20 protein-coding genes are annotated in these 20,490 nt (G+C 61.5%); 5 read left to right on the top strand and 15 right to left on the bottom strand.

Annotated features, from left to right (window positions below; translation table 11 throughout):
* Positions 1–4: 4 nt before the first annotated feature.
* From AB5Y86_RS15330 to AB5Y86_RS15315, 4 genes are read right to left on the bottom strand one after another with little or no spacing between them, the layout of a single operon-like run.
* Positions 5–130: a hypothetical protein gene (locus AB5Y86_RS15330; RefSeq protein WP_259265626.1), complete on the bottom strand. Its 126-nt coding sequence runs from the start codon at positions 128–130 to the stop codon at positions 5–7.
* Positions 123–920: a 2-succinyl-6-hydroxy-2,4-cyclohexadiene-1-carboxylate synthase gene (gene menH, locus AB5Y86_RS15325; RefSeq protein ID WP_368193275.1), complete on the bottom strand. Its 798-nt coding sequence runs from the start codon at positions 918–920 to the stop codon at positions 123–125. The genes AB5Y86_RS15330 and menH overlap by 8 nt, the downstream gene beginning before the upstream one ends.
* Positions 880–2,637, bottom strand: a complete 1,758-nt coding sequence (gene menD / locus AB5Y86_RS15320; RefSeq protein WP_368193273.1) for a 2-succinyl-5-enolpyruvyl-6-hydroxy-3-cyclohexene-1-carboxylic-acid synthase — start codon at positions 2,635–2,637, stop codon at positions 880–882. The genes menH and menD overlap by 41 nt, the downstream gene beginning before the upstream one ends.
* A 32-nt stretch (positions 2,638–2,669) precedes the next feature.
* Positions 2,670–3,992, bottom strand: a complete 1,323-nt coding sequence (locus AB5Y86_RS15315; protein ID WP_368193271.1) for an isochorismate synthase MenF — start codon at positions 3,990–3,992, stop codon at positions 2,670–2,672.
* 208 nt (positions 3,993–4,200) lie between these two features.
* On the opposite strand from AB5Y86_RS15315, the gene AB5Y86_RS15310 reads away from it, so the two are divergent.
* A complete protein-coding gene (locus AB5Y86_RS15310; RefSeq protein ID WP_042053617.1) occupies positions 4,201–5,106 on the top strand; it encodes a 1,4-dihydroxy-2-naphthoate polyprenyltransferase in 906 nt (301 codons plus the stop codon).
* 75 nt (positions 5,107–5,181) lie between these two features.
* On the opposite strand, the gene AB5Y86_RS15305 is transcribed toward AB5Y86_RS15310, so the two are convergent.
* A complete protein-coding gene (locus AB5Y86_RS15305; protein ID WP_368193269.1) occupies positions 5,182–6,576 on the bottom strand; it encodes a PepSY-associated TM helix domain-containing protein in 1,395 nt (464 codons plus the stop codon).
* Positions 6,577–6,844: 268 nt separating this feature from the next.
* Between AB5Y86_RS15305 and AB5Y86_RS15300 the strand changes: the two genes are divergently transcribed.
* Positions 6,845–7,252, top strand: a complete 408-nt coding sequence (locus AB5Y86_RS15300; RefSeq protein WP_216947442.1) for a hypothetical protein — start codon at positions 6,845–6,847, stop codon at positions 7,250–7,252.
* A 26-nt stretch (positions 7,253–7,278) separates the two neighbouring features.
* Here the strand turns inward: AB5Y86_RS15300 and AB5Y86_RS15295 are convergent, their stop codons facing one another.
* Both AB5Y86_RS15295 and dbpA read right to left on the bottom strand, forming a co-directional pair.
* On the bottom strand, positions 7,279–7,569 hold the full coding sequence (locus AB5Y86_RS15295; RefSeq protein WP_005341481.1) for a YkgJ family cysteine cluster protein: 291 nt from the start codon (positions 7,567–7,569) through the stop codon (positions 7,279–7,281).
* Between the two features lie 89 nt (positions 7,570–7,658).
* Positions 7,659–9,038, bottom strand: a complete 1,380-nt coding sequence (gene dbpA, locus AB5Y86_RS15290; protein WP_236272699.1) for an ATP-dependent RNA helicase DbpA — start codon at positions 9,036–9,038, stop codon at positions 7,659–7,661.
* Positions 9,039–9,580: 542 nt separating this feature from the next.
* On the opposite strand from dbpA, the gene AB5Y86_RS15285 reads away from it, so the two are divergent.
* Positions 9,581–10,786: a NupC/NupG family nucleoside CNT transporter gene (locus AB5Y86_RS15285; protein ID WP_005363118.1), complete on the top strand. Its 1,206-nt coding sequence runs from the start codon at positions 9,581–9,583 to the stop codon at positions 10,784–10,786.
* Between the two features lie 64 nt (positions 10,787–10,850).
* On the opposite strand, the gene AB5Y86_RS15280 is transcribed toward AB5Y86_RS15285, so the two are convergent.
* Positions 10,851–11,351 (bottom strand): metal-dependent hydrolase, encoded by a 501-nt coding sequence (locus AB5Y86_RS15280; RefSeq protein WP_213387784.1) that lies wholly within the window; start codon positions 11,349–11,351, stop codon positions 10,851–10,853.
* 125 nt (positions 11,352–11,476) lie between these two features.
* Positions 11,477–11,926 carry a YaiI/YqxD family protein gene (locus AB5Y86_RS15275; protein ID WP_005335916.1) on the bottom strand — a complete coding sequence of 150 codons (450 nt, stop codon included), beginning with the start codon at positions 11,924–11,926 and terminating at the stop codon, positions 11,477–11,479.
* 140 nt (positions 11,927–12,066) lie between these two features.
* Here AB5Y86_RS15275 and zntB point away from each other — a divergent pair, with 140 nt between their 5' ends.
* Positions 12,067–13,032, top strand: a complete 966-nt coding sequence (gene zntB / locus AB5Y86_RS15270) for a zinc transporter ZntB (protein WP_368193313.1) — start codon at positions 12,067–12,069, stop codon at positions 13,030–13,032.
* 13 nt (positions 13,033–13,045) lie between these two features.
* Complete coding sequence (locus AB5Y86_RS15265) at positions 13,046–13,558, top strand: mechanosensitive ion channel domain-containing protein (RefSeq protein WP_005335914.1); 513 nt, start codon at positions 13,046–13,048, stop codon at positions 13,556–13,558.
* A 61-nt stretch (positions 13,559–13,619) separates the two neighbouring features.
* Here the strand turns inward: AB5Y86_RS15265 and AB5Y86_RS15260 are convergent, their stop codons facing one another.
* From AB5Y86_RS15260 to AB5Y86_RS15235, 6 genes are all read right to left on the bottom strand, one after another.
* Positions 13,620–13,868, bottom strand: coding sequence for a hypothetical protein (locus AB5Y86_RS15260; RefSeq protein WP_005363113.1), 249 nt, complete (start codon positions 13,866–13,868; stop codon positions 13,620–13,622).
* Between the two features lie 64 nt (positions 13,869–13,932).
* A complete protein-coding gene (locus AB5Y86_RS15255) occupies positions 13,933–14,505 on the bottom strand; it encodes a DNA-J related domain-containing protein (protein ID WP_368193267.1) in 573 nt (190 codons plus the stop codon).
* A complete protein-coding gene (locus AB5Y86_RS15250; RefSeq protein WP_368193266.1) occupies positions 14,502–16,289 on the bottom strand; it encodes a cation:proton antiporter in 1,788 nt (595 codons plus the stop codon). Before AB5Y86_RS15250 ends, AB5Y86_RS15255 begins: the two co-directional genes overlap by 4 nt.
* A gap of 190 nt (positions 16,290–16,479) precedes the next feature.
* The gene (locus tag AB5Y86_RS15245) at positions 16,480–17,001 is read right to left on the bottom strand and encodes an MltR family transcriptional regulator (protein ID WP_005335907.1); all 522 of its coding nucleotides are present in this window, start codon (positions 16,999–17,001) and stop codon (positions 16,480–16,482) included.
* A gap of 133 nt (positions 17,002–17,134) precedes the next feature.
* The gene (locus AB5Y86_RS15240) at positions 17,135–18,280 is read right to left on the bottom strand and encodes a mannitol-1-phosphate 5-dehydrogenase (RefSeq protein ID WP_368193264.1); all 1,146 of its coding nucleotides are present in this window, start codon (positions 18,278–18,280) and stop codon (positions 17,135–17,137) included.
* A 37-nt stretch (positions 18,281–18,317) separates the two neighbouring features.
* Entirely contained in the window at positions 18,318–20,240 is a 1,923-nt protein-coding gene (locus tag AB5Y86_RS15235) for a PTS mannitol transporter subunit IICBA (protein WP_136502367.1), read from the bottom strand.
* Between the last annotated feature and the right edge of the window lie 250 nt (positions 20,241–20,490).

The raw sequence follows: 20,490 nt of genomic DNA, 5'->3' as shown, positions 1-20,490 counted from the left end.
TGCTTCAATCATGTTTTTTTCCTTCTGATCTGGGAGAGTGCAGTTGAGCACCGAGTTGACCACTGAGTTGAGCAATCCCGGCATGTTGAACAGGTGCATACAGTTCAGCTTCCGTCATTGCTTCAATCATGACTCGTCTCTTCTTGTTGGTTGACCCACTCCGCGAGGAGTCGGGCAAAGTTATCAGGCTGATGGGCGTGCAGATTATGGCCGCCATCCAGCACCAAGTGGTTGATTCTGCGATCCTGGTTCGCCAGCTGGCAAGCCAGCTGATGGAATTTGTGATCCCGCTTGCCACTCACATAAGTAACCGGCAGCTGGCTCGCCATGAGCCAGGGGACGAGATCCGGCTGCTTGCCTAGCGAGGTGGCGCGCAGCATGGTGGCGATGCCCTGACCGTCGTTGCCAAGGCGGCGGGCGATCTGGCGGGCCCGGGCCGCATCGTCAAGATCGGCAAACACCCCTTGCAGGTACCAGTCAGCCAGCACGTCAGCCAGGGGCTCCTGCTCGAAGCGCCGCGCCCACTGTTCATCGTGCTGGATGCGGGCGGCCCGTTCACAGGCCGGTAACCCCGGGTTGCAGTTCTCCAGCAGCAGCCCCTGCAGCCCGGCGGGCTCGCGGCTGGCGTGATAGAGGGCCAGTCTCCCCCCCAGCGAGTAACCCGCCAGCAGATAGCGTTCAATGTTGCGGCTGGCCAGCTCGGCAACAAGCCACTGGTGGCTCTGTTCAAAGTCGCTGATGTTGAGAGCGCTATGCTGGCCGTGACCCGGCAGATCGAGGGCGATGCAGCGGATGGCGGGCAGCCGGTCGATCACCGGTTGCCAGTCGCCGCTATCCCCCAGCAGGCCGTGCAGCAGCACCAGCGGCACATTGGCATCTTTATTTGCCACGGATGGCGGCCCCCAGCGCCTTGAGATCATCGGCCACCTGCTCGCTCGGTACCCGGATCTCGATCAAGGTAACGCCATGTTTGAGGGCTGCGCTGTAATCGCGTTCGAACTCGGGCAGGGTGGTCGGCGCCCGATAGGCGAGACCAAACATGGCTGCGGCATGTTCAAAGCTGAGACCGTGGGGCAGCCGGTAGTAGCTCTCCAGCAGCTCCCCTTCGGTGGGCACCGGCAACATACGAAAAATGCTGCCGCCATCGTTGTTGAGCAGGATCACCACCAGCGGTCGGCTCGCCTTGCTGAGCAGGGCGAGGCTATTGAGATCGTGCAGGGCGCTGAGATCCCCAAGCAGCAGGGTGGTGGGCTCATCACTGCCCGGCTCTATCGATTGGGCAAACCCGTAGGCGGTGGCGATCAGGCCATCGATGCCGGAGGCGCCACGGTTGGTCATCACCCGGCTCGGCCCCTTGCCCGTTTCGCCGAGCATATCCATCAGTCGGGCTGGCATGCTGTTGCCGACAAACAGCTGTCCTTCGATAAGGGAATTGAGGCGATGGCAGACCCCAAGCTCGGAGAAGTGCTCGCAGGCAGCGGCGATCTGCTGGCTGGCGTTATGTTGCAGCTCGGGCAATGTGTGCCAAGGGCCCTGGGTAGTAACCGGATGGGCCGCAGCAAAGGCGCTGGCACTGCAGAGCAGCCGGTTGCGCAGCCGGTAGTCGGGATCGAGCCGCGCCGGTTGCGGATCCACCAGCCAGTAATCCTGCCATGAATGCTGTTTGATGAACTGGCCAAGCCGCTTGGAGACAAGCCGCGCGCCAAATTGCAGCAGCACCTCGGCGCGTCCCAGTTCGGCGACGAATTCAGGGGCGTTGAGCGCCATATCCATGTGGATGAGGTTGCGGCTATCGAAGCGGATCTGGCTCTGCAGATCTGCCAGCAGCGGCCAGCCGAGTTGCTCCGCCAGCGCGGCGGCGGCCTGTGCCTGCTTCGGGTCGGTAATGCGGCCAGCTACAACGATGCCGCGCTGTTGCCGAAAGGTTTCCCACTCCGCCTGAGGTGGGCAGGTCGGCTCGTTTTGCTGCCACGGGCTCCATGGCTTGTGCGAGCCGAGCCAGTCACCGAGGGGGGCCAGATAGTCGGAGAAATCCTGATAGTGCTCCCTCGGGTAGAGGGGCTCGGGGTACATGCAGTTGAAGTGCACCACCCCGGGGGTGAGCGCCTGTTTGGCCAGCGCCTGATCCACCGAGCTCAGCACAAACGCCGCCGGAATGGTCGGGGTGGGGCTCGGCAGGTTCTGCTGATAGACGGGGTAGTGGCCGAAGATCCCCTGCTGGTCGATCGCCTGATTGGCGCCGTTGTCGATCAGTTCGTGAGGACGATCGGCGGAGAGAATAATCAGCGGCACGCCGGTGAGCTGGGCCTCAGCCACTGCGGGCCAGAGGTTGGCCACCGCGGTGCCCGAGGTCATGATCACCGCCACCGGCCGGTTGCTCCCCTTGGCCAGCCCCAGCGCCATAAAGCCGAGGCCGCGCTCGTCAAAATGCTGATGGCGGCGAAAACCGGTATGGGCGGCTGCCGCCATGGTCAGCGGCGCGGAGCGGGAGCCGGGGGCCAGCGCGATGTCGCGCACCCCGAGGCGAAAGAGCTCCTCCAGCAAGAGGGAGGACCAGACGTGGTTGAAGGTGGCGTGCTGGCTCGAAAACGGGGGGCAGGCAAACTCTTCGCTGGCAGGCTCTTTACGGGTGGGCATAGGGGCTCTCGTAGCGTGAAAAGGGTGAGTGACTATCCCAGCAGGGAGAGCACATTGGCGATCTTGTTGTCGAGTTCGGCCCACTCGGCGACAGGCTCGGAACCGGCGACAATGCCGGCACCGGCAAACAGGGTGACGCTGCCCGGCTGAATGCGGGCGCTGCGAATGGCGACCGAGAACTCGGACGTCTCCCGACTCAGCATGCCGCAGGCTCCGGCGTACCAGCCCCGATCGTAGGGTTCGAACTCGCGGATAAAGGCGAGCGCTGCCTCGCGCGGAGCGCCGCCCACAGCAGGAGTTGGGTGGAGGGCGTCGAGCAGCTGCCAGTCGCAGACTCCGGGCTTGAGCTCGGCTTCGATATCGCACTTGAGATGCTGCAGCAGCCGCAGTTTGAGAATGCGCGGCTCGGTCAGGGTGGCATCGTGGGTCAGTGGCGCCAGACGGCTGAGGATGTCGGCGTGTACCAGCCGGTTCTCCAGCCGGTTCTTGCTGTCGGCCAGCAGCTCGGCGGCCAGTTGGGCATCCACCTCTTCATCGCCGGAGCGGCGAATGGTGCCCGCCAGCGCCTCGGTAAAGAGGTGGCGATCTTCCCGGCGGTAGAGCCGCTCGGGAGAACAGGCGATAAAGGCCTGCTCGGGGGAGAATTGAAAACCGAAGTGGAAGCAGTCCTGGGCGTGGCGGGCCCACTGGTCGAGCATGGCCCAGGGATTGATATCCGCATCATGGTTCGGACTGGTCAGCACGCTCTCCCGCGATAGCACCACCTTGGGAGTGTGGGCCTGAAAATCGGGGGTGGTGACGCGCTCCACCAGCGTCTGCCACTGGGCGGGGCCGGGGCAATCCTGTCGCTGCCAGGGCTGCTTTTGCAGGGCGGGCAGCGGAGCTTCCGGGTGCAGGGCATCGAGGGCGGCTTCGGCCGCCTGAAGTTCGGCCTCGAGATTGTTTTCATCTAGCCAGAGGTTGAGGCAGAGACTGACGCACTCGCCACGGCGCACCAGCTCGATGCGGGGTAGCACGAAACGGCAGGGGCCAAACCCTTGCCAGCCGGACTGGGCCGGATCGAACGCCAGTCCGCCATAGTAGCGAGGGCTGTCGTCATGATGCTGGTTGGCTGTGTTAGTGCACACCTGCTTGATGGCGTGCGGTTCGGTCAGTTCATGGATGGCGCCCAGCGCGACATACTCGGGACGAGCCTCTCCACGGGCCTGCCAGTAGATGCGGGGATAGAGGGTTTGCGCCGCGAGCCAGCCCAGAAAGGAGCGGATTTCGATCGCCACTCGCAACCGTACGAAGCCGCTGACGTTGCTGTGACGCAGGGCGTCCAGTTGTTGCTTGATATGGGTCTGAGCCAACATGGATTCTTTTCTGAGCCGGGTAGTAACGAGCGATCCGGTAGCTGGATGCCGTAGGTTTATGCCAAAGGGCGATGATTTCCTATATATTATCTGCCCATTCGTCCATGTAAATCGCCCGCGGGAGCTTCACTCTCCGGGGCCAAGTATACCCAAATCCGGTTCGATAACCCTTAACACGATCAATATCCGATTGTTTGGCCATCACAAAATGACAAATACCTTCTCTGTTTGGTTGCTGGCGGCGCGTTTGCGAACATTGCCGCTCGCCTGCTCTTCCATCCTGCTGGGCTCGGGGCTGGCTGCCAGTCGTGGTGCCTTCGATGGCACCATCATGGCGCTCTCTCTGCTGACCGCCATCCTGCTGCAGATCCTCTCCAATCTGGCCAACGATTACGGCGATGCGGTCTCCGGCGCCGACAACGGTGAGCGGATCGGCCCGCAGCGGGCGGTGGTCTCCGGCCTCATCACTAAAAAGCAGATGTGCGTGGCGATGGGGCTGACCGCGCTGGCGGCGGTGGCCAGTGGCCTGCTGCTGCTCGGCTGCGCCTTCGGTGGCCAGTGGCTGCAGATTTTGGCATTTGTGGTGCTGGGTGGCGCGGCCATCGTTGCGGCGGTGACCTACACCGTCGGCAAGACCCCTTACGGCTATCGCGGGTTTGGCGATATCTCGGTGTTCCTCTTCTTTGGTCTGTTGGGGGTGCTCGGCTCCTACTACCTCTTTACCAAGACGCTGGAGTGGGATCTGCTGTTGCCTGCCACCGCCTGTGGCCTGCTGGCCACCGCCGTGCTCAATATAAACAATGTGCGCGACATCGAGACCGACGCCGCCAGTGGCAAGATCACTCTTGCGGTGCGCCTTGGCCGCAACCGCGCCATCGCTTATCACTGGGTGTTGCTGGGGGCGGCGCTGCTGGCAACCATCGCCTTTATCCTGATCCAGCCCGCCAGTTTCTGGCCGTGGATCTTTCTGCCCGCCATGAAGCCTCTTAGCGATGCGGCCAAGACCCTTCGCGAAAGCTACGATGGCGAGGTGCTGACCGGTGCCCTCAAGAAGACCGCCATCAGCGCCTTTCTGTTCAGCCTGCTGCTCTCCATCGGGTTGGCGCTCTCCTGACAGCTGGTCGCAGCGCGCCAAGGCGAATAATGAAAAGGGCTCCCGAGATGGGAGCCCTTTTGGGTTTTGGCCGGTTTAGCTGGCTCGAGCCACTTTGAGCGTGCGGCGGGAGAATAGCAGAGTATCCAGCAGCCAGATGGCGACCATGGAGGCGCCCACCAGCGGGAAGGCGATCCCCAGCAGGATCAGCAGGGCGATGGCACCGCGCATCGGCGGGAGTTTGGCGGGCAGCGGCGGCGCGGCGAGACGGCCCTGCGGGCGGCGGCACCACCAGATCCAGAGGCCACTCACGGCGCTGGTCAGCACCATCAGGCAGATAAGCAGCATGGCCAGCTGATGGGGCCAGCCGTAGAGCCTGCCCATGTGCAGCATGACGCCGCTCTCCACCGTTTTGGCGACCGGGCCGTAATCCTGCCAGCGCACATCGGCCAGCACCTTGCCGCTGTATTGATCGATATGCAGGGTGGCGTCGTTGCGCGGATCATCGGCAAAGATCGCGATGGTATAGACACCGGTGGCGCCGACCGGCGGGGTAATGCTGTAACCCGGTTGGACTCCCCGCTCATGGGCGATCTCGACCACCCGTTGCAGCGCAATGTGCTGGCTCGCCATCACCACTCCCTCGTGCTCGCCGTGGTTCATGGCACCATGATCGTGCGCTTCATCGACCGGCTGCGAACTGGGCATGGGGGTATTCTCCACCGCCCAGGGGACGGTCTGCTCATGGGCCTGATTCAGGGGGCGGGCCAGCGGTGCCGATTTGGGCACCTCGTTCCACATGGCGGCCGGGAAGCGGTTCCAGACCGCGGCGAACTGATCGCCCCAGAAGCCGGTCCAGGTCATGCCGCTCAGCAACAGCAGCAGCAGGAAACCGGCGCCCCAGAAGCCGACCACAGCGTGCAGATCGCGCCACCAGAGACGGCCACGCTGGCTGACTCTGGGCCAGAGAATACCGCCCACCCCGGGCCCCTTGCGTGGCCACCAGAGATAGAGTCCGCTCAACAGCAACACAATGCCCCAGCCAGCTGCCAGCTCGATCAGCCGATCTCCGGTGGTACCGAGCAGCAGGTCGGCGTGCAGGGAGCGAGCCACCGCTTGCAGATTCCACTTGTTATCCATGGTGCCGAGCAGGGCGCCGCTGGCGGGATCCATAAACAGAGTCAGCTCGCGATCCCCCTGATTGACGATGAACTGGGCGCTCTGATCGGGTGCGACAGGCGGCAGGTATTTACGCAGGCTGGCATCGGGCATGGTCATCATCGCCTTGGCCAGCAGCTGGTCGGCACTCAGGGTCTGGCTGGCGGGGGCGACCTTCATCAACTCGGGGTACATCAGGTTGTCGAGCTGGGGTTTGAACAGATAGACGATCCCGGTCAGCGACAGCAGGATCAGGAAAGGGGCGACAAAGAGACCGGCGTAGAAGTGCCAGCGCCAGATCCGTTGGTAATGACTCGAGTCCCTGTTTTTCATTGCACATCCTTGTTGGGGTGCCAAACCTTTCGGCTGGTGGAATGTTTGTGGCGGCGCGGATAATAGCAGTAACGTTTCGTTAACTGCAATCACACATCTTGAGACCGATTCAGTGCGGGATGTGGGTAACATGAGGTGCCGACGGTTTGCTGGATAGGATGATCACGCTTTGGGGAAAGCCTGTTTGCTGCTGGACTTTTCCTTATAAATTATTACCTTGTGGTAACAATTTGCAGGCGATGGTGGTGGTAACGGAATGGGAGCAGTCATGCAGCCACATGGGCAATTTGACATGGAGTGCAGGGGCCAGATGCTGATCTGCCGCCCGAGTGGCCCCTTCAATCTGGCTGGTGCCATGGCCTATGAGGCGCGCTTTCGTCACGAACTGGCCGGTCTGATGGATGGCCCCTGGGGGATTGTCGAGGTCGCGACCGAGTTTGAAGCGGCCGGGCCCGAGGTGCTGGCCCGTTTTCGTCGCCAGTTTGGCTGGTGTGCCGAGAGTGGCTGTCAGTTTCTGGCGGTGGTTTTCGTAGGGGGCTTCAAGCGCTATCTGGCGGATAACATCTTCAAGGGATTGCCCTTTCGGGCGGTACGTTACTTCGAGCAGGAGGCAGCGGCCATCCAGTGGCTGGGGGAGCAGCTCAACACCGCTCCCTGTGAACCTGCGAGCGCTTGACCACCCTTATCCTGACTTGCCTTGGCTCAATCCAGCTTGATAAACCACTTGTCCCGCTCGTCAACGCAGTCGGGTTCACCCATTTCGAATTCGCGGCAGATCAGCGGCCGTACCTCGTAGATACGGCACATCATGGTGTTGCGGTCGAGGGCGGCGCACCAGCCATCGTCCAGCCGGCGCATGACCGGTATCTCGCCATCCCGTTCCAGTACATAACGGTCCGGCACGCCGGTATCGGTAAAGAGCATCACTTCGAGGCGGCAGCAGCAGGCTTCGCAGTTCTGGCAGCTCACATCGGTTTGGATTGCTTGGGTCATGGTGCCTGTCTTGCCGCATGGCGGCATCGGAGATATGAAACAGGCGCCTGTCAGGCGCCTGTGGTCTGGCTAACGGCTTGCAAAGAACCTTAGCCCAGTTTGCGGGCGCGGTAGCTGCGACCCTTGATCTTGCCTTCCTGCAACCGCTTGAGGGCGGTGCTCGCCACGCTGCGCTTCACGGCGACGTAGGAGTACTGCTCGGAGATCTGGATCTTGCCCACATCGGCACCGGCAATGCCGCCTTCTCCGGTCAGGGCGCCCAGAATGTCACCGGCCCGTACCTTGGTCTTGCGGCCTGCATCGATGGAGAGGGTCACCATCTGCGGGGCGATCGGCTTGATGTCGCGGCCGATGCTGTCGAGATCACCCAGCGGCATCGGAGCCTGCTGGTACTCTTCGATAAAGTTGACGCGCTGGGCCTCGTTCGGCTGATAGAGGCTCAGGGCCAGACCTTGCTGGCCGGCACGACCGGTACGGCCGATGCGGTGCACGTGCACTTCCGGATCATAGGTCAGCTCGTAGTTGATGACGGCGCCCAGCTCCTTGATGTCGAGACCGCGGGCCGCCACATCGGTGGCCACCAGAATAGTGGCGCTGCCGTTGGCAAAGCGCACCAGCACCTGATCCCGCTCGCGCTGTTCCAGATCGCCATTCAGCGCCAGCGCCGAGAAGCCCTTGGCGGCCAGATGGTCGGCCACGTCGTTACAGGCGCGCTTGGTGTTGCAGAACACCACGCAGGAGCTTGGCTGGTAGTGGCTCAGCAGCCAGGTGAGGGCGTCGAGGCGCTGACCGGCAGGCACTTCGTAGAGCTTCTGTTCGATGGCGCTCCCCTCGTGCAGAGACTCCACGCTCACCTCGACCGGATTGCGCTGCACGCCGCGGCTCATCTGGGCGATCCCTTCCGGATAGGTGGCAGAGAAGAGCAGGGTCTGGCGCTGCTGGGGGGCATAGCTGATGACCCGGTTGATATCTTCGCCAAAGCCCATGTCCAGCATGCGATCCGCTTCATCCAGCACCAGCGTCTTGAGGCCGGATAGCTCCAGCGTGCCTTGCTCCAGATGCTTGAGAATACGACCCGGGGTGCCGACGGCGATGTGGGCACCAAAGCTCAGGGTGGCGGACTGCGGTGCGGTCGGGGTGCCGCCGCACAGGGTGACCAGCTTGACGTTGGGCAGGGCGCGCGCCAGACGGCGGATCTCGGTGGCCACCTGATCCGCCAGTTCGCGGGTCGGACAGAGCACCAGCGCCTGCACTTCGAGGCGGTTGACGTTAAGCTTGGCCAGCAGGCCGAGGCCGAAGGCGGCGGTCTTGCCGCTGCCGGTTTTTGCCTTGGCAATCAGGTCTTTGCCATCGAGCACCAAGGGCAGGCTCTGGGCCTGGATCGGGGTCATCTGCAGGTAACCCAGGCTGGTGAGGTTCTCTTGCAGGGCGGGGGAGAGATTGAGGCTGCTAAATTCGCTGTTGTTCACAAAAGGACTCTATTTCGGAGAAAACGGGGATGCGCGAGCGCTAAGGCCGCGCATCATACCAGAATGTGGCACCGGATGTGGCGGATTTTTGAACGGCTGGTCACGAGGGGCCATGAAAGGTTCATTTGTTGCCAAACCGATCGCGGGCGAGCACTGACAATGAAATAAGGACTATTTTTCAAACACTCATCTAATTATTTATCGAGGATAAACGTTTTCTATTTTCGGTGTTTTAATATAATGATTGGGAAATATTCCACGAACAGTTACTGCGCCACAGGGAATGTTGCGAAAATGCTGATGAAATATTTTCAAAGAACATGAAAATGGCGCCAATCTTACTCAGTATGTTGTTTTTAAAAGAATTTATATTTCCATGTTGCGCGATTAATATCAGTTCATTGCACAATTAATTTAAAAACGTTTGTATTATCCTGCCTCCATAATATTGCGCGGGATTGTGATGGCTATCTGATTTTTAAATGTGCAAATGTCTATGATGGCGCCGGTCAAAAATTACAATTTACTCAGGTGCTACAGGTATGGAATACGTTCACTTTGTGCTCGGACTGGTGATGGTCCTTGCTCTCTCTCTGCTGGCGAACCGCCACAACTGGAAACAGATCAAGCTGCGTTATATCGGCCAACTGCTGGTGGTCGAACTGGCGCTGGCCTGGTTCATGCTGAACTCTGAAGTGGGTCTGGCGGTGGTGGGTGGCTTTGCCGCCGGCTTCACCAAGTTGATGGAGTTTGCCAAACAGGGTACCGACTTCGTGTTCGGTGGTCTGGTCAACGAAGGGGCCTTCTCCTTCTTCCTGATGGTGCTGATGCCCATCGTCTTCATCTCCGTGCTGATCGGTATTCTGCAGTACATCCGCCTGCTGCCGCTGGTGATCCGTGGCATAGGTACTGTGCTGGCCAAGATCAACGGCATGGGCAAGCTGGAGTCTTTCAACGCCATCAGCTCGATGATCGTCGGCCAGTCCGAGAACTTCATCGCCCTCAAGAACATCCTGCCGCACCTGAACGAGAAGCAGATGTACACCCTGGCTGCGACGGCCATGTCTACCGTCTCCATGTCCATCGTCGGTGCCTACATGCAGCTGATCGAGCCGCGCTATGTGGTTGCCGCGCTGGTGCTCAACATGTTCAGTACCTTCGTGGTGCTGTCGCTGATCAACCCCTACGAGCCGGATAACTCCGTGACCGACATCAAGGCCATTGCCGAAGGTGACGAGCACCACACGCCGAAGAAAGAGAACTTCTTCGAGATGCTGGGCGAGTACATCATGGCCGGTTTCACCGTTGCCGTGATCGTGGGTGCCATGCTGGTGGGCTTTATCGCCCTGATCGCTCTGATCAACTACCTGTTCGAGATGGCATTTGGCGTGAACTTCCAGTTCGTCATGGGTTACCTCTTCTACCCGATCGCCTGGATCCTGGGTATCCCGAGTGGTGAAGCGCTGCAAGCGGGCTCCATCATGGCGACCAAGCTGGTGACCAACGAGTTCGTGGCGATGATGGATCTGGGCAAGGTGGCTGCCGAGCTCTCTCCGCGTACCGTTGGCATCCTCTCCATCTTTATGGTCTCTTTCGCCAACTTCAGTTCCATCGGCATCATCGCCGGTGCGGTAAAAGCGCTGAACGAAGAGAAGGGCAACATGGTTTCCCGCTTCGGCCTGAAGCTGGTCTACGGTTCTACCCTGGTCAGCCTGCTCTCTGCGGTTATCGCTGGCATCATGATCTGATCCTCTGGCGGCACTCGCCACGGTTTGAGCCCCTGACTTTGTCAGGGGCTTTTTTGTTTCTGGCTTACAGCTGCCAGCCGCACCACCAGCCGGCAACAAGCAGGGTGAGGGTGCAAAAGCCGGTTTCGATGGCGCCGCCACTGCGCAGCGGCCAGCCCGGCAGGCGGTAACGGCGTTTGATGGGCCAGAAGAGCGGAATGCCCGCCGGGGTGAGCCAGTCCCCCAGCAGATGGCTGAGGTAGCCGACGATCAGGGCATCCTTGACCCCCATGGGCAGGGTGTCCGGCGGCAGGCTCTGGTTCAGCCCCCAGATAGCGGCGGCGACCGCCAGCAGGCTGTGGGTGAAGCCGCGATGGCCGAACAGCCGCGACAGAGGTTTCGAGATCCACGGCAGGCGCTGCCCCAGCACCGATTTGGGGTGGTCGAGGTCGGGCAACAGGGCGCTGGCCAGCGCGGCAGGGATGGTCTGCCACAGGCTGGCATCGGCCAGTGCTGGAGTGAGCTGCAGTTTGTGGGCGATCAGGGTGCAAGTAACGGAGAAGAGCAGGTGCCCTTGGGCGGTCATGATGATTACGGCGTGGACAAGATGGCGGCGCATCTTACCAGCCTGACGGTTGTGGTCAGCTCTTATTTTAAAAATCAGGATGTTACGGCGAAAAAGCGCCCATGTTGGGCGCCTTTAGGGTCTCTTTATAGCTTGCCTTTGACCAGCCACTTGTCGAGGGCGTTGGCGAAGCGCTGTTTGTCGGCGGCATTGAAGGGGGCCGGGCCGCCGGTCTGCACGCCGGCCGAGCGCAGCTCTTCCATAAAGTTGCGCATGCCGAGCCGTGCCTTGATGGTCTCGCGGGTGTAGATCTCGCCGCGAGGATTGAGCGCCTCGCCGCCGGCATCGATCACCCAGGAGGCGAGGGGGATGTCACCGGTGATCACCAGATCGCCGGGCTGAACCTGCTGAGCGATGACATGATCTGCCACATCGAATCCCTTCTCCACCTGCTGGGTTTTGATGAAAGGCGAGGGGGGCACCCGCAATCCCTGATTGGCCACCAGGGTGGTGACGACCTGGGCGCGGTGGGCGGCGCGGTAGAGGATCTCCTTGACCGGAATGGGACAGGCATCGGCATCAACCCAGATGGGCATGGCATGGTTTCCTGTAGTGAAAGCGGATAGAAAACGAGAGCGGCCATGTTAACACAAGCCTCCCCTTCCAGGCACGGGGCTGAGTCGGCCCCGCCTTTGGTGTAAGCTGGGGCCAGCACATGAAACGAGAAGGAGACGAGATGGATCGGGTGCCCAGTGAAGTGATTTATGCCCTGACCCTGGATGGCAAGGGTGGCATGGCGCCGCTGACGGCGGGAAGCGAAGTCCCGGCGGCGCATCCCGGCTGGCTGCATCTGGATTACGGCAATCCCGATTCGGCGCGCTGGCTGTTGCAGACCCCCTTGCTCAGCGAGGCGGCCAGGGAGTCGCTGCTCGGCCAGAGCAATCGTCCCAAGCTGGTGCGGATGGGGGAGACGGTGCTGCTGATCCTGCGCGGCATCAACCACAACAAGGATCACAGGCCCGAAGAGATGGTGGCGCTGCGCATCTTCATCACCCCGGATCTCATTATCAGCAGCCGTCGTCGTCCGCTGCTCTCCGAGCAGGATGTCTTCAACCAGCTCAAGCTGGGGGGCGGCGCCGATACCCCGGCCGACTGGCTGGTGGAGATCTGCGATGCCCTGACCGATCGGGCGGGGGAGTTTGTCGAGGAGCTGCACGACAAGATCCTCGATCTGGAGGAGATGGTGCTGATGCGCGACATGCCCGCCAATGGCCGCTTGGCGCTGATCCGTAAGCAGCTCATCATGATCCGTCGTTACCTCTCCCCCCAGCGGGATCTGGTGGCGCGGCTGGCCAACGAGAAGATCAGCTGGCTGGATGAGGATGACCGCCGTCGTCTGCTCGATATCGCCGATCGGCTGCGGCGCTGGCTCGACGACCTCGATGCCGGAGTAGCGCGCACCGCTGTGCTGGCAGACGAGATCAACAATCTGATGGCGGAGGCGACCAACCGCCGCGCCTACCAGATGTCGGTGATGGCGCTGCTCTTTTTGCCCGCCAGCTTCCTGACCGGTCTGTTTGGCATCAACCTCGGTGGTATCCCCGGGGCCGAGAATCCGACCGCCTTCTGGGTCTTCTGTGGTTCGCTGGTGGCGCTGGCAAGCGGGCTGGCTATCTGGCTCAAACATCGGCGCTGGTGGTAAGGAGGCATAACCCATGTGGCAATCAATTGGCCTGACCCTGCTGCTGTTGCTGGGGCATACCCTGATCCGGCGGCTTATTCACAAGAGTCTGCTGGCGCTCGGCCAGAGCAGGCAGGTGAGCGAGAACCGGGTGCTCTACGTGGCCCATGTGTTCCACTTCCTGCTCGGCTGCGCCACCCTGCTGGTGCTGGCCGGGGTGTGGGGGCTCGACTTCTCCCGACTGGTGGTGCTCGCCTCCTCCTTCTTTGCAGTATTGGGGGTCGCCATGGTGGCCCAGTGGTCGATCCTCTCCAACATCACCGCCAGCATCACCATCTTCTTCGCCTTCCCCTACAAGATTGGCGACCGGATCCGCATCCTCGACAAGGATGATTCGGTCACCGGCGTCATCACCGAGATCGGCCTCTTCTATGTGCGGGTGCGTGATGACAACGGCGATCTGGTCACCTATCCGGCCAACCTGATCCTGCAAAAGCCGGTCAGAAAGCTGGAGGGCAAGGTGGTGGAACCACTGCAACCGGAATAGAAAGCAACCGGAATAACAAAAAGGCTCCCTCGGGAGCCTTTTTACTGTGCGGTGGGTGGCGCTAGCGCTCGAAGAAGCGGTAGAGGTGCTCCACCTGAACCGGGCAGTCGGCCACCTGATGCAGATGTTCGCGGGCCTGCTCGACGGTGCCGAAACTGACCGGGCAGCCGAGGGTGTCGGTCAGCTCGTAGAGGGCGCCATCCTTGCCTCTGAATTCGATGAGCCAGCCGGGAATGGCCACATCGTGGAGTATTTCAGCCTCTTGCAGGATCTGTTGCTGATAGAGCTTACGAAGTTCACTGACTGTCATGATGCTCTCCTGTGGGGAATATCCAGCTCCAGTCTATGCCTGCCCTTTATATGCGGCAACGGGATCATCCCCGCAGGACCTCCCATGCCCAGCGGATGCGGATAAAGGTCTCTGCATTGCCGCCCCGATCCGGATGGTGCTGCAATGCCAGCTCCCGCCAGCGGCGGCGGATCGCCTCCTGACTCGCCCCTTCATTCAGTTCTAACAGAGCGAGCGCCTCGGCTTTGTGCCCCTCACCGTCATAAGCGCGCCAGAAGCGGTTGAGCAGGGCCTCAACTTCGGCACGATCGGTCTGCCAGAACACCTGCCAGTCGAGATAGTAGCTACGCAGATTTTCGCCAAGGGCAAAGCCGTGACTGGCCTCCGAGCTCCCGACCAGTGGTTCGAGCCGGATATCCAGGGTGCTGATCACCAGCCACCAACCCTCTTCATAAAGCTCGGCTTGCAACTGGTAGAGGGCGTTCATGATCAGGAAGTTGACCCGAAACAGCTGCAGCTGCTCATCGTCGGCCAGTACCGGAATTGCCCCCTGCTGGCGCAGAGCAGCCATCAGTTCATGCACCTTGTAGCTGCCCGCCGCCTGTTGCAATAGCACCAGTAGCGGGGCGACCAGCGGATTGTGGTTGGCGTCGCTCATTCGGCACCCTGCTCTCTGGGCGGTTGCAGGGCGATCAGCAGCTCACCCGCCTGCGGGGTGACGGGGCCGGTAACGATCTGGGGTTTGCCCTTGCCATCCATGATGAACAGCGGGATGGCGCCGGGATTGGCGGCCTGATACTGGGCCCAGTCGAACGCCTCGCTCAGGCGGGTCGCTTTGATCTGGCCACCCCGGCTCAGCAGGCCGCTCAGCCGGGCATAGTTGATGTCGGGGCCGAACAGGTTCTGGCGAGCGCGAAAGGTGGCGCTCTCCCGGTTGGCCTTGCCGTGTTGCTCGCTGGAGCGCAGGGAGTAGACCTGCTCCTCGCCGTAGAGGTGGGCAAAATGCAGCACCCCGAGGGCGTTGTTGTGGCGATTGGGGGAGAGCGCCAGCACGGTACTGATGCTGGTGAGCGGCAGGTGCAGCTCGGCATGTTCTGACTGGGGGTTGCCGAAGTAGCAGGGGAGGTTGCTCATCCGCGCCTGTTTGCAGAACTCCCAGGCGGGATCGCAGAGTTGCACCGGCACACCCTGATCCGCCAGCGCCCGGCCTATGGCTCGCGCCACCGAGTTGGCCCCTATGATGAGCCAGGTATTGGGGGCGCTCTGGCGCATCTTGAGCAGGCTGGCCAGCGGTGCCGAGGTGAGGCTCTGCAACACCACGGTAGAGATGATCACCGCAAATACCAGCGGCACCAGCTTGTCGGCATCAGGGATCTCGGCCTGATGCAGGCTGATGGCGAACGAGGCACTGACCGCCGCCGCGACTATGCCGCGCGGGGCGATCCAGCTTAGCAGGGCGCGAGCTCGCCAGGAGAGATCCGAGCCCCAGGTCGAGACCAGAATACAGAGCGGACGAGCTACGAATTGCACCACGCAGAGCAGCGCCAGCACCATGGGGCCGAGCTGCCAGAGCTGTGCCAGATCGAGGCGGGCCGCCAGCAGGATAAACAGGCTGGAGATAAGGATGACCGCGAGATCCTCCTTGAACGCCAGCACCTCCTCCAGATCCAGCCCCTCCTGATTGGCGAGCCAGATGCCGAACACGGTCACCGCCAGCAGACCGGACTCGTGGCTGAGCCAGTTGGAGAGGCTGAAGGTGACCAGCACCAGCGCCAGCACGCCGAATTTGTGCAGGCTGACCGGTAGCCAGTCCTTGCGAATGAGCAGAGTGGTGAGCCAGCCTGCCACCACCCCGATCAGGGAACCGACCAGCACTGTCTTGCCCAGCGCCAGCAGGGTATGGCTGATGAGATCTCCCTGACTGCCGAGGCGCACCGCCTCGAACACCAGCACCGCAAACAGGGCGCCGATGGGGTCGATGACGATCCCCTCCCAGCGCAGGATACGGTCCACCTCCCGGGTGGGGCGGATTACGTTGAGCATGGGGGCGATCACCGTCGGGCCCGTTACCACCAGTACCGCACCGAGCATGGTGGCAACCCGCCAGTCCAGCCCCAGCAGGAAGTAACCGGCGCTGCCGATGACGGCGAAACTGACCAGCATGCCGGTGGAGCAGAGATTGCGCACCACCTTGCCGATCCCCTTGAGCTCGGCCAGATGGAGGGTCAGCGCTCCCTCGAACAGGATGATGGCTACCGACAGGGAGACCAGCGGAAACAGCAGATCCCCGAGCAGGGCATCGGGGTCGAGCAGGCCGCTGACCGGACCCAGAGTCAGGCCGGTAAGAAGTAGAAACAGGATGGCGGGTACCCGCAGCGACCAGGCGAGCCATTGGGCCAGCACGGAGACCAGGGCGATCCCGGCCAGAGAGAGGGCAATCATGCAGACCTCGATTCAGGCAGTGAGTATGGAGCTAGTGTAGTGGCTAAGTTGGTCAGATTGACACCTGAAGGAGCGTGCATCATGGCCGGGATGGGGAGATGTGCGACAGTCGGCGTCATGGTGGCTGGCGGTGGTGTGAAGGGCGCCAGCCAGACGCCAACCGTGGTGATGGGGTGGCCTCGGGGCTGGATTAGATGGGGCTCTCCTTGTGGAGCTCGCCGACACAGTCGGCCAGCGCCAGTACCAGTGCGGAGCGCACCATCTGATCGAGCCGGTTGAGCTGCATCTGGTAGAAGGCCCAATCCTCTTCGCTGGCGGGGGGCTCCAGCTTCATCATGCCGCCCTGATTGACCCCGTGCAGGCGGTCGAGCAGATCGCGGATCGGCTTGTCGCTGAAGCGGTAATCCTTGGGGTCACGCACCAGAAAGTCGCGGATCTTGATATAGGCTTCGATATCCTGATAGCGCTCGAGTGAGATGAGGCCGAGGGCGAAGATGAGCTTGAGGCGCACCTCCAGCTGGCCGAGGGGGCCGCTCTGGTTGAGCAGGGGTTCGATGGCGTATTTGACGGCATACTCCTCCTGACGGAACGCGCGTCGCATCAGGGAGTCGACCGCCTCTTCCAGGATGGTCACGGCTTCGAGAAAGAAGCCGCGGGGGCCATCCTGCTCGTTCAGTCGTTCCAGTACTTCATCTTCCTGGTGTGTGGTCATAGGTGCATTGGGTCCAGCTGACAGGGAGAGAGTGGGCCTCTCTCCCGGTTTTTATCATATGGGGCACATTCCCTTGCCATTCAAGCGCTTGGCGCGCTATCAGTGGTGGCTGAATGCGCCGCAAGCAGGGTTATTACAGGGTTTCGTAACGGGCGACGATGGCGCGAACCACTTCGCTCTCTTCATCCAGTCCGGTGACGCGGGCCAGCGTTTTTGCCGGGCCAAGCTCCGCGAGCAGGGCTTGCAGCTCCACCGCCTGCGGATCATCGGCATTGCGATAGTGGAGCGCCGCGGCGATCCCTTCCTGCAACTGCTCGTTAGGCAGGCCGTACTCCAGAGTGCCCAGCAGCGGCTTCACCAGTCGATCCCCCGCCGCCAGCTTGCGCAGTGGCTGACGACCGACCCGGTCAATCTCGTCCACCAGATAGGGGTTGGCGAAGCGGGCCAGGATCTTCTCGATATAGGCGGCGTGCAGGCGCGGGTCGAAGCCGTAGCGTTTTACCAGCACGGCACCGCTCTCCTCCATGGCGCGGCGTACCTTGCTGCGGATCACCGGATCCTCGATCGCCTCGCGCACTGTGCGGTAGCCCCGCAGTTTGCCGAGGTAGGCGGTGACGATGTGGCCGGTGTTGAGGGTGAACAGCTTGCGCTCGACGAAGGCCATCAGGTTGTCGGTGGGCTCCATGCCCACCACCTGTGGCAGCTCTCCCTTGAACTGGGTCTGGTCGACGATCCACTCGCTGAAGCTCTCTACCGTCACTTCCAGCGGATCATCGTTGGCAGCCGCGGAGGGCGGCACGATGCGATCCACCGCCGAGTCGACGAAGCCGATACAGGATTCGAGCGTGGCATGATACGCGACCGGCAGGTACTTGAGTACCTCCCGCTTGAGGTGGCTGGTGCCGCGTACCATGTTTTCACAGGCGATGACGTTCAGCGGTGTCAGGTTGCCGGCATCGAAGCGAGCTTGCAGCCCCTTGGCCAGGGTGCTGGCAATCTTGTCCAGAATGTTGGGGCCGACGGCGGTGGTGACCAGATCGGCGGTGATGATGCGGGCGATCACCTCGTGACCGGCGGAACTGACCGCCGCCACGTTGCGCACCACGTCCAGCTTCTGATCCGCACCTACCACATGGACCTTGTACTCCTGGCGGTGGTTGAGCTGGTCGATCAGGGTGTCGTTGACGTCGGCGAAGGTGACCTGATGGCTGGCATCCGCCAGCACTTTGCCGATAAAGCCGCGACCGATGTTACCAGCACCAAAATGCAATGTTTTCATGATATTAACCTCTTGAACCAAAGACGATGAAAGATGATTACGCAGCCTGTTCGGCACCCAGCAGATCCAGGAAGGCCTGGGGATCCGTGGTGCTGGCCAGCCGGTCGATGAGACCGGGTTCATCCAGTGCATTGGTCAGGCGGGTTATCACCTGCATGTGTTCGTCGTTGCGGGCGGCGATACCGATCACCAGCCGCGCCACCTCATCGGCGGCTTCGCCAAAGGCGACCCCAGCCGGGTACTGGCAGATGACGATGCCGGTCCGCTTCACAAACTCCTTGGCGGCGATGGTGCCGTGGGGCACGGCGATGGACTCGCCGAGGTAAGTGGAGACCAGCTGTTCACGCTCCAGCATGGCGTTGACGTAGTCGGGCGCCACGTAGCCGCGCTCCGCCAGCAGTCGGCCTGCGGTCAGGATGGCAGCCTCCTTGCTGTCGGCTTTCAGTCCCAGATGCACGTCATGACGGCTCAGGGTAAAGACTTCGGCTGTCTGTGGCTCGTAGCTGTCGTCGTTGGCCGCTACCAGCAGTTGCGGGTTGGCGACGTCATCGTTGGCGGCGCGGCTCAGGCTCTGTACCAGCTCCTGATAGAGGCCGTTGTCGAGGAAGTTGGTCAGGGAAATATGGTGAGCGTTCGGCGCATGGCGACGGGCCCGCTCGGTCAAATCCTTGTGGGTGATGACCCAGTCCACCTGATCGTCGAGCTGATCGATGGCGCGGTTGGTGACGCTGATATCGAGCCCTGCGGCTTGCACCCGCTTGCGCAGCATGCCGGCGCCCATGGCGCTGGAGCCCATGCCCGCATCGCAGGCGACCACGATATTGCGTACCGCCATCAGTTCGCCGCCCGGCTTCTTGGCCGCTGCGGTTTCGGGTTTGCCTCCCTTCATGGCTTTCATCTTGCGAGTGGCTTCACCGAGGGCATCGGCCTCGTCAGCTTCCGGCTGCTGAGCGCGAACGAATACGGCAGCTACCAGGAAGGAGACCAGAGTTGCGCTGATGATGGAGAGGGCGACCCCGATCAGGGAGGCTTTCGGCGTCATCAACAGCACGGCGAAGATGGAGCCCGGTGAGGCGGGGGAGACCAGACCGGCGTTGAACAGGGTCAGGGTAAAGACCCCGGTCATGCCACCGGCGATCACCGCCAGAATGAGGCGTGGGTTCATCAGCACATACGGGAAGTAGATCTCGTGGATGCCGCCGAAGAAGTGAATGATTGAGGCGCCAGCCGCAGACTGCTTGGCCGCACCACGACCGAACACCATGTAGGCCAGCAGCACACCCATGCCCGGGCCCGGGTTCGCTTCAATCAGGAAGAAGATGGAGCTGCCGTGCTCGGTCGCCTGCTGGATCCCCAGCGGCGAGAAGATGCCGTGGTTGATGGCGTTGTTGAGGAACAGGATCTTGGCCGGTTCGACGAAGATGGAGGTGAGCGGCAGCATGTGGTTTTCCACCAGGAAGCCGACGCCACCGGCAAGCATGCCGGAGAGCACCTTGACGAAGGGGCCAATCACGAAGAAAGCGAGGATCGCCAGCAGCATGCCGATAAGCCCGGCGGAGAAGTTGTTGACCAGCATCTCGAAGCCGCTTTTGACGCGCCCGTCCATCGCCTTGTCGAAGCGCTTGATGGCCCAGCCACCGAGCGGGCCGACCATCATGGCGCCCATAAACATGGGGATATCGGTGCCCACGATGACACCCATGGTGGTGATGGCACCGACCACGCCGCCGCGCTCACCGCCCATTAGCTTGCCGCCGGTGTAGCCAATCAGCAGCGGCAGCAGGTAGGTGATCATGGGGCCGACCAGCTTGGCCAAGGTTTCATTGGGCAGCCAGCCGGTGGGGATGAAGAGGGCGGTGATAAAGCCCCAGGCGATAAAGGCGCCTATGTTGGGCATGACCATATTGGACAGGAAGCGTCCAAAATTCTGTATCTTGACTTTGGTATCCGGTGATAACATGTCGGGACCCCGTTTTAAGCCTGTTTGATTAAAAGTGGTAGTCGGGATGGCCGGTTTTGCCGAACCGCCATCCCGGTCGTCTAAGCAACTTCAATCTACCAGCTTGCGATCAAATTAGGCTGAAAACGGGGTGTCTTGTGATCCAGCTCTCAGATACCCCGTCATACCCCCTCCAGAACCAGTGACCTGTGTCACATTCACATGCTGTAATTCGGCTACATTTCGGTCTTTTCTGTTTTTCATGGTCATT

Source organism: Aeromonas sp. s8 (genome assembly GCF_040907785.1).
Taxonomy (GTDB): Bacteria; Pseudomonadota; Gammaproteobacteria; order Enterobacterales; family Aeromonadaceae; genus Aeromonas; species Aeromonas veronii.
Note: the sequence above shows the minus strand (reverse complement) of the source record. Positions and strands in the feature narration are given on the sequence as shown.

Coding starts and splice junctions, on each gene's coding strand:
- AB5Y86_RS15330 (WP_259265626.1), bottom strand. CDS start 130: ATGATTGAAGCAATGACGGAAGCTGAACTGTATGCACCTGTTCAACAT.
- menH (WP_368193275.1), bottom strand. CDS start 920: ATGATCTCAAGGCGCTGGGGGCCGCCATCCGTGGCAAATAAAGATGCC.
- menD (WP_368193273.1), bottom strand. CDS start 2,637: ATGCCCACCCGTAAAGAGCCTGCCAGCGAAGAGTTTGCCTGCCCCCCG.
- AB5Y86_RS15315 (WP_368193271.1), bottom strand. CDS start 3,992: ATGTTGGCTCAGACCCATATCAAGCAACAACTGGACGCCCTGCGTCAC.
- AB5Y86_RS15310 (WP_042053617.1), top strand. CDS start 4,201: ATGACAAATACCTTCTCTGTTTGGTTGCTGGCGGCGCGTTTGCGAACA.
- AB5Y86_RS15305 (WP_368193269.1), bottom strand. CDS start 6,576: ATGAAAAACAGGGACTCGAGTCATTACCAACGGATCTGGCGCTGGCAC.
- AB5Y86_RS15300 (WP_216947442.1), top strand. CDS start 6,845: ATGCAGCCACATGGGCAATTTGACATGGAGTGCAGGGGCCAGATGCTG.
- AB5Y86_RS15295 (WP_005341481.1), bottom strand. CDS start 7,569: ATGACCCAAGCAATCCAAACCGATGTGAGCTGCCAGAACTGCGAAGCC.
- AB5Y86_RS15285 (WP_005363118.1), top strand. CDS start 9,581: ATGGAATACGTTCACTTTGTGCTCGGACTGGTGATGGTCCTTGCTCTC.
- AB5Y86_RS15280 (WP_213387784.1), bottom strand. CDS start 11,351: ATGACCGCCCAAGGGCACCTGCTCTTCTCCGTTACTTGCACCCTGATC.
- AB5Y86_RS15275 (WP_005335916.1), bottom strand. CDS start 11,926: ATGCCCATCTGGGTTGATGCCGATGCCTGTCCCATTCCGGTCAAGGAG.
- zntB (WP_368193313.1), top strand. CDS start 12,067: ATGGATCGGGTGCCCAGTGAAGTGATTTATGCCCTGACCCTGGATGGC.
- AB5Y86_RS15265 (WP_005335914.1), top strand. CDS start 13,046: ATGTGGCAATCAATTGGCCTGACCCTGCTGCTGTTGCTGGGGCATACC.
- AB5Y86_RS15260 (WP_005363113.1), bottom strand. CDS start 13,868: ATGACAGTCAGTGAACTTCGTAAGCTCTATCAGCAACAGATCCTGCAA.
- AB5Y86_RS15255 (WP_368193267.1), bottom strand. CDS start 14,505: ATGAGCGACGCCAACCACAATCCGCTGGTCGCCCCGCTACTGGTGCTA.
- AB5Y86_RS15250 (WP_368193266.1), bottom strand. CDS start 16,289: ATGATTGCCCTCTCTCTGGCCGGGATCGCCCTGGTCTCCGTGCTGGCC.
- AB5Y86_RS15245 (WP_005335907.1), bottom strand. CDS start 17,001: ATGACCACACACCAGGAAGATGAAGTACTGGAACGACTGAACGAGCAG.
- AB5Y86_RS15240 (WP_368193264.1), bottom strand. CDS start 18,280: ATGAAAACATTGCATTTTGGTGCTGGTAACATCGGTCGCGGCTTTATC.
- AB5Y86_RS15235 (WP_136502367.1), bottom strand. CDS start 20,240: ATGTTATCACCGGATACCAAAGTCAAGATACAGAATTTTGGACGCTTC.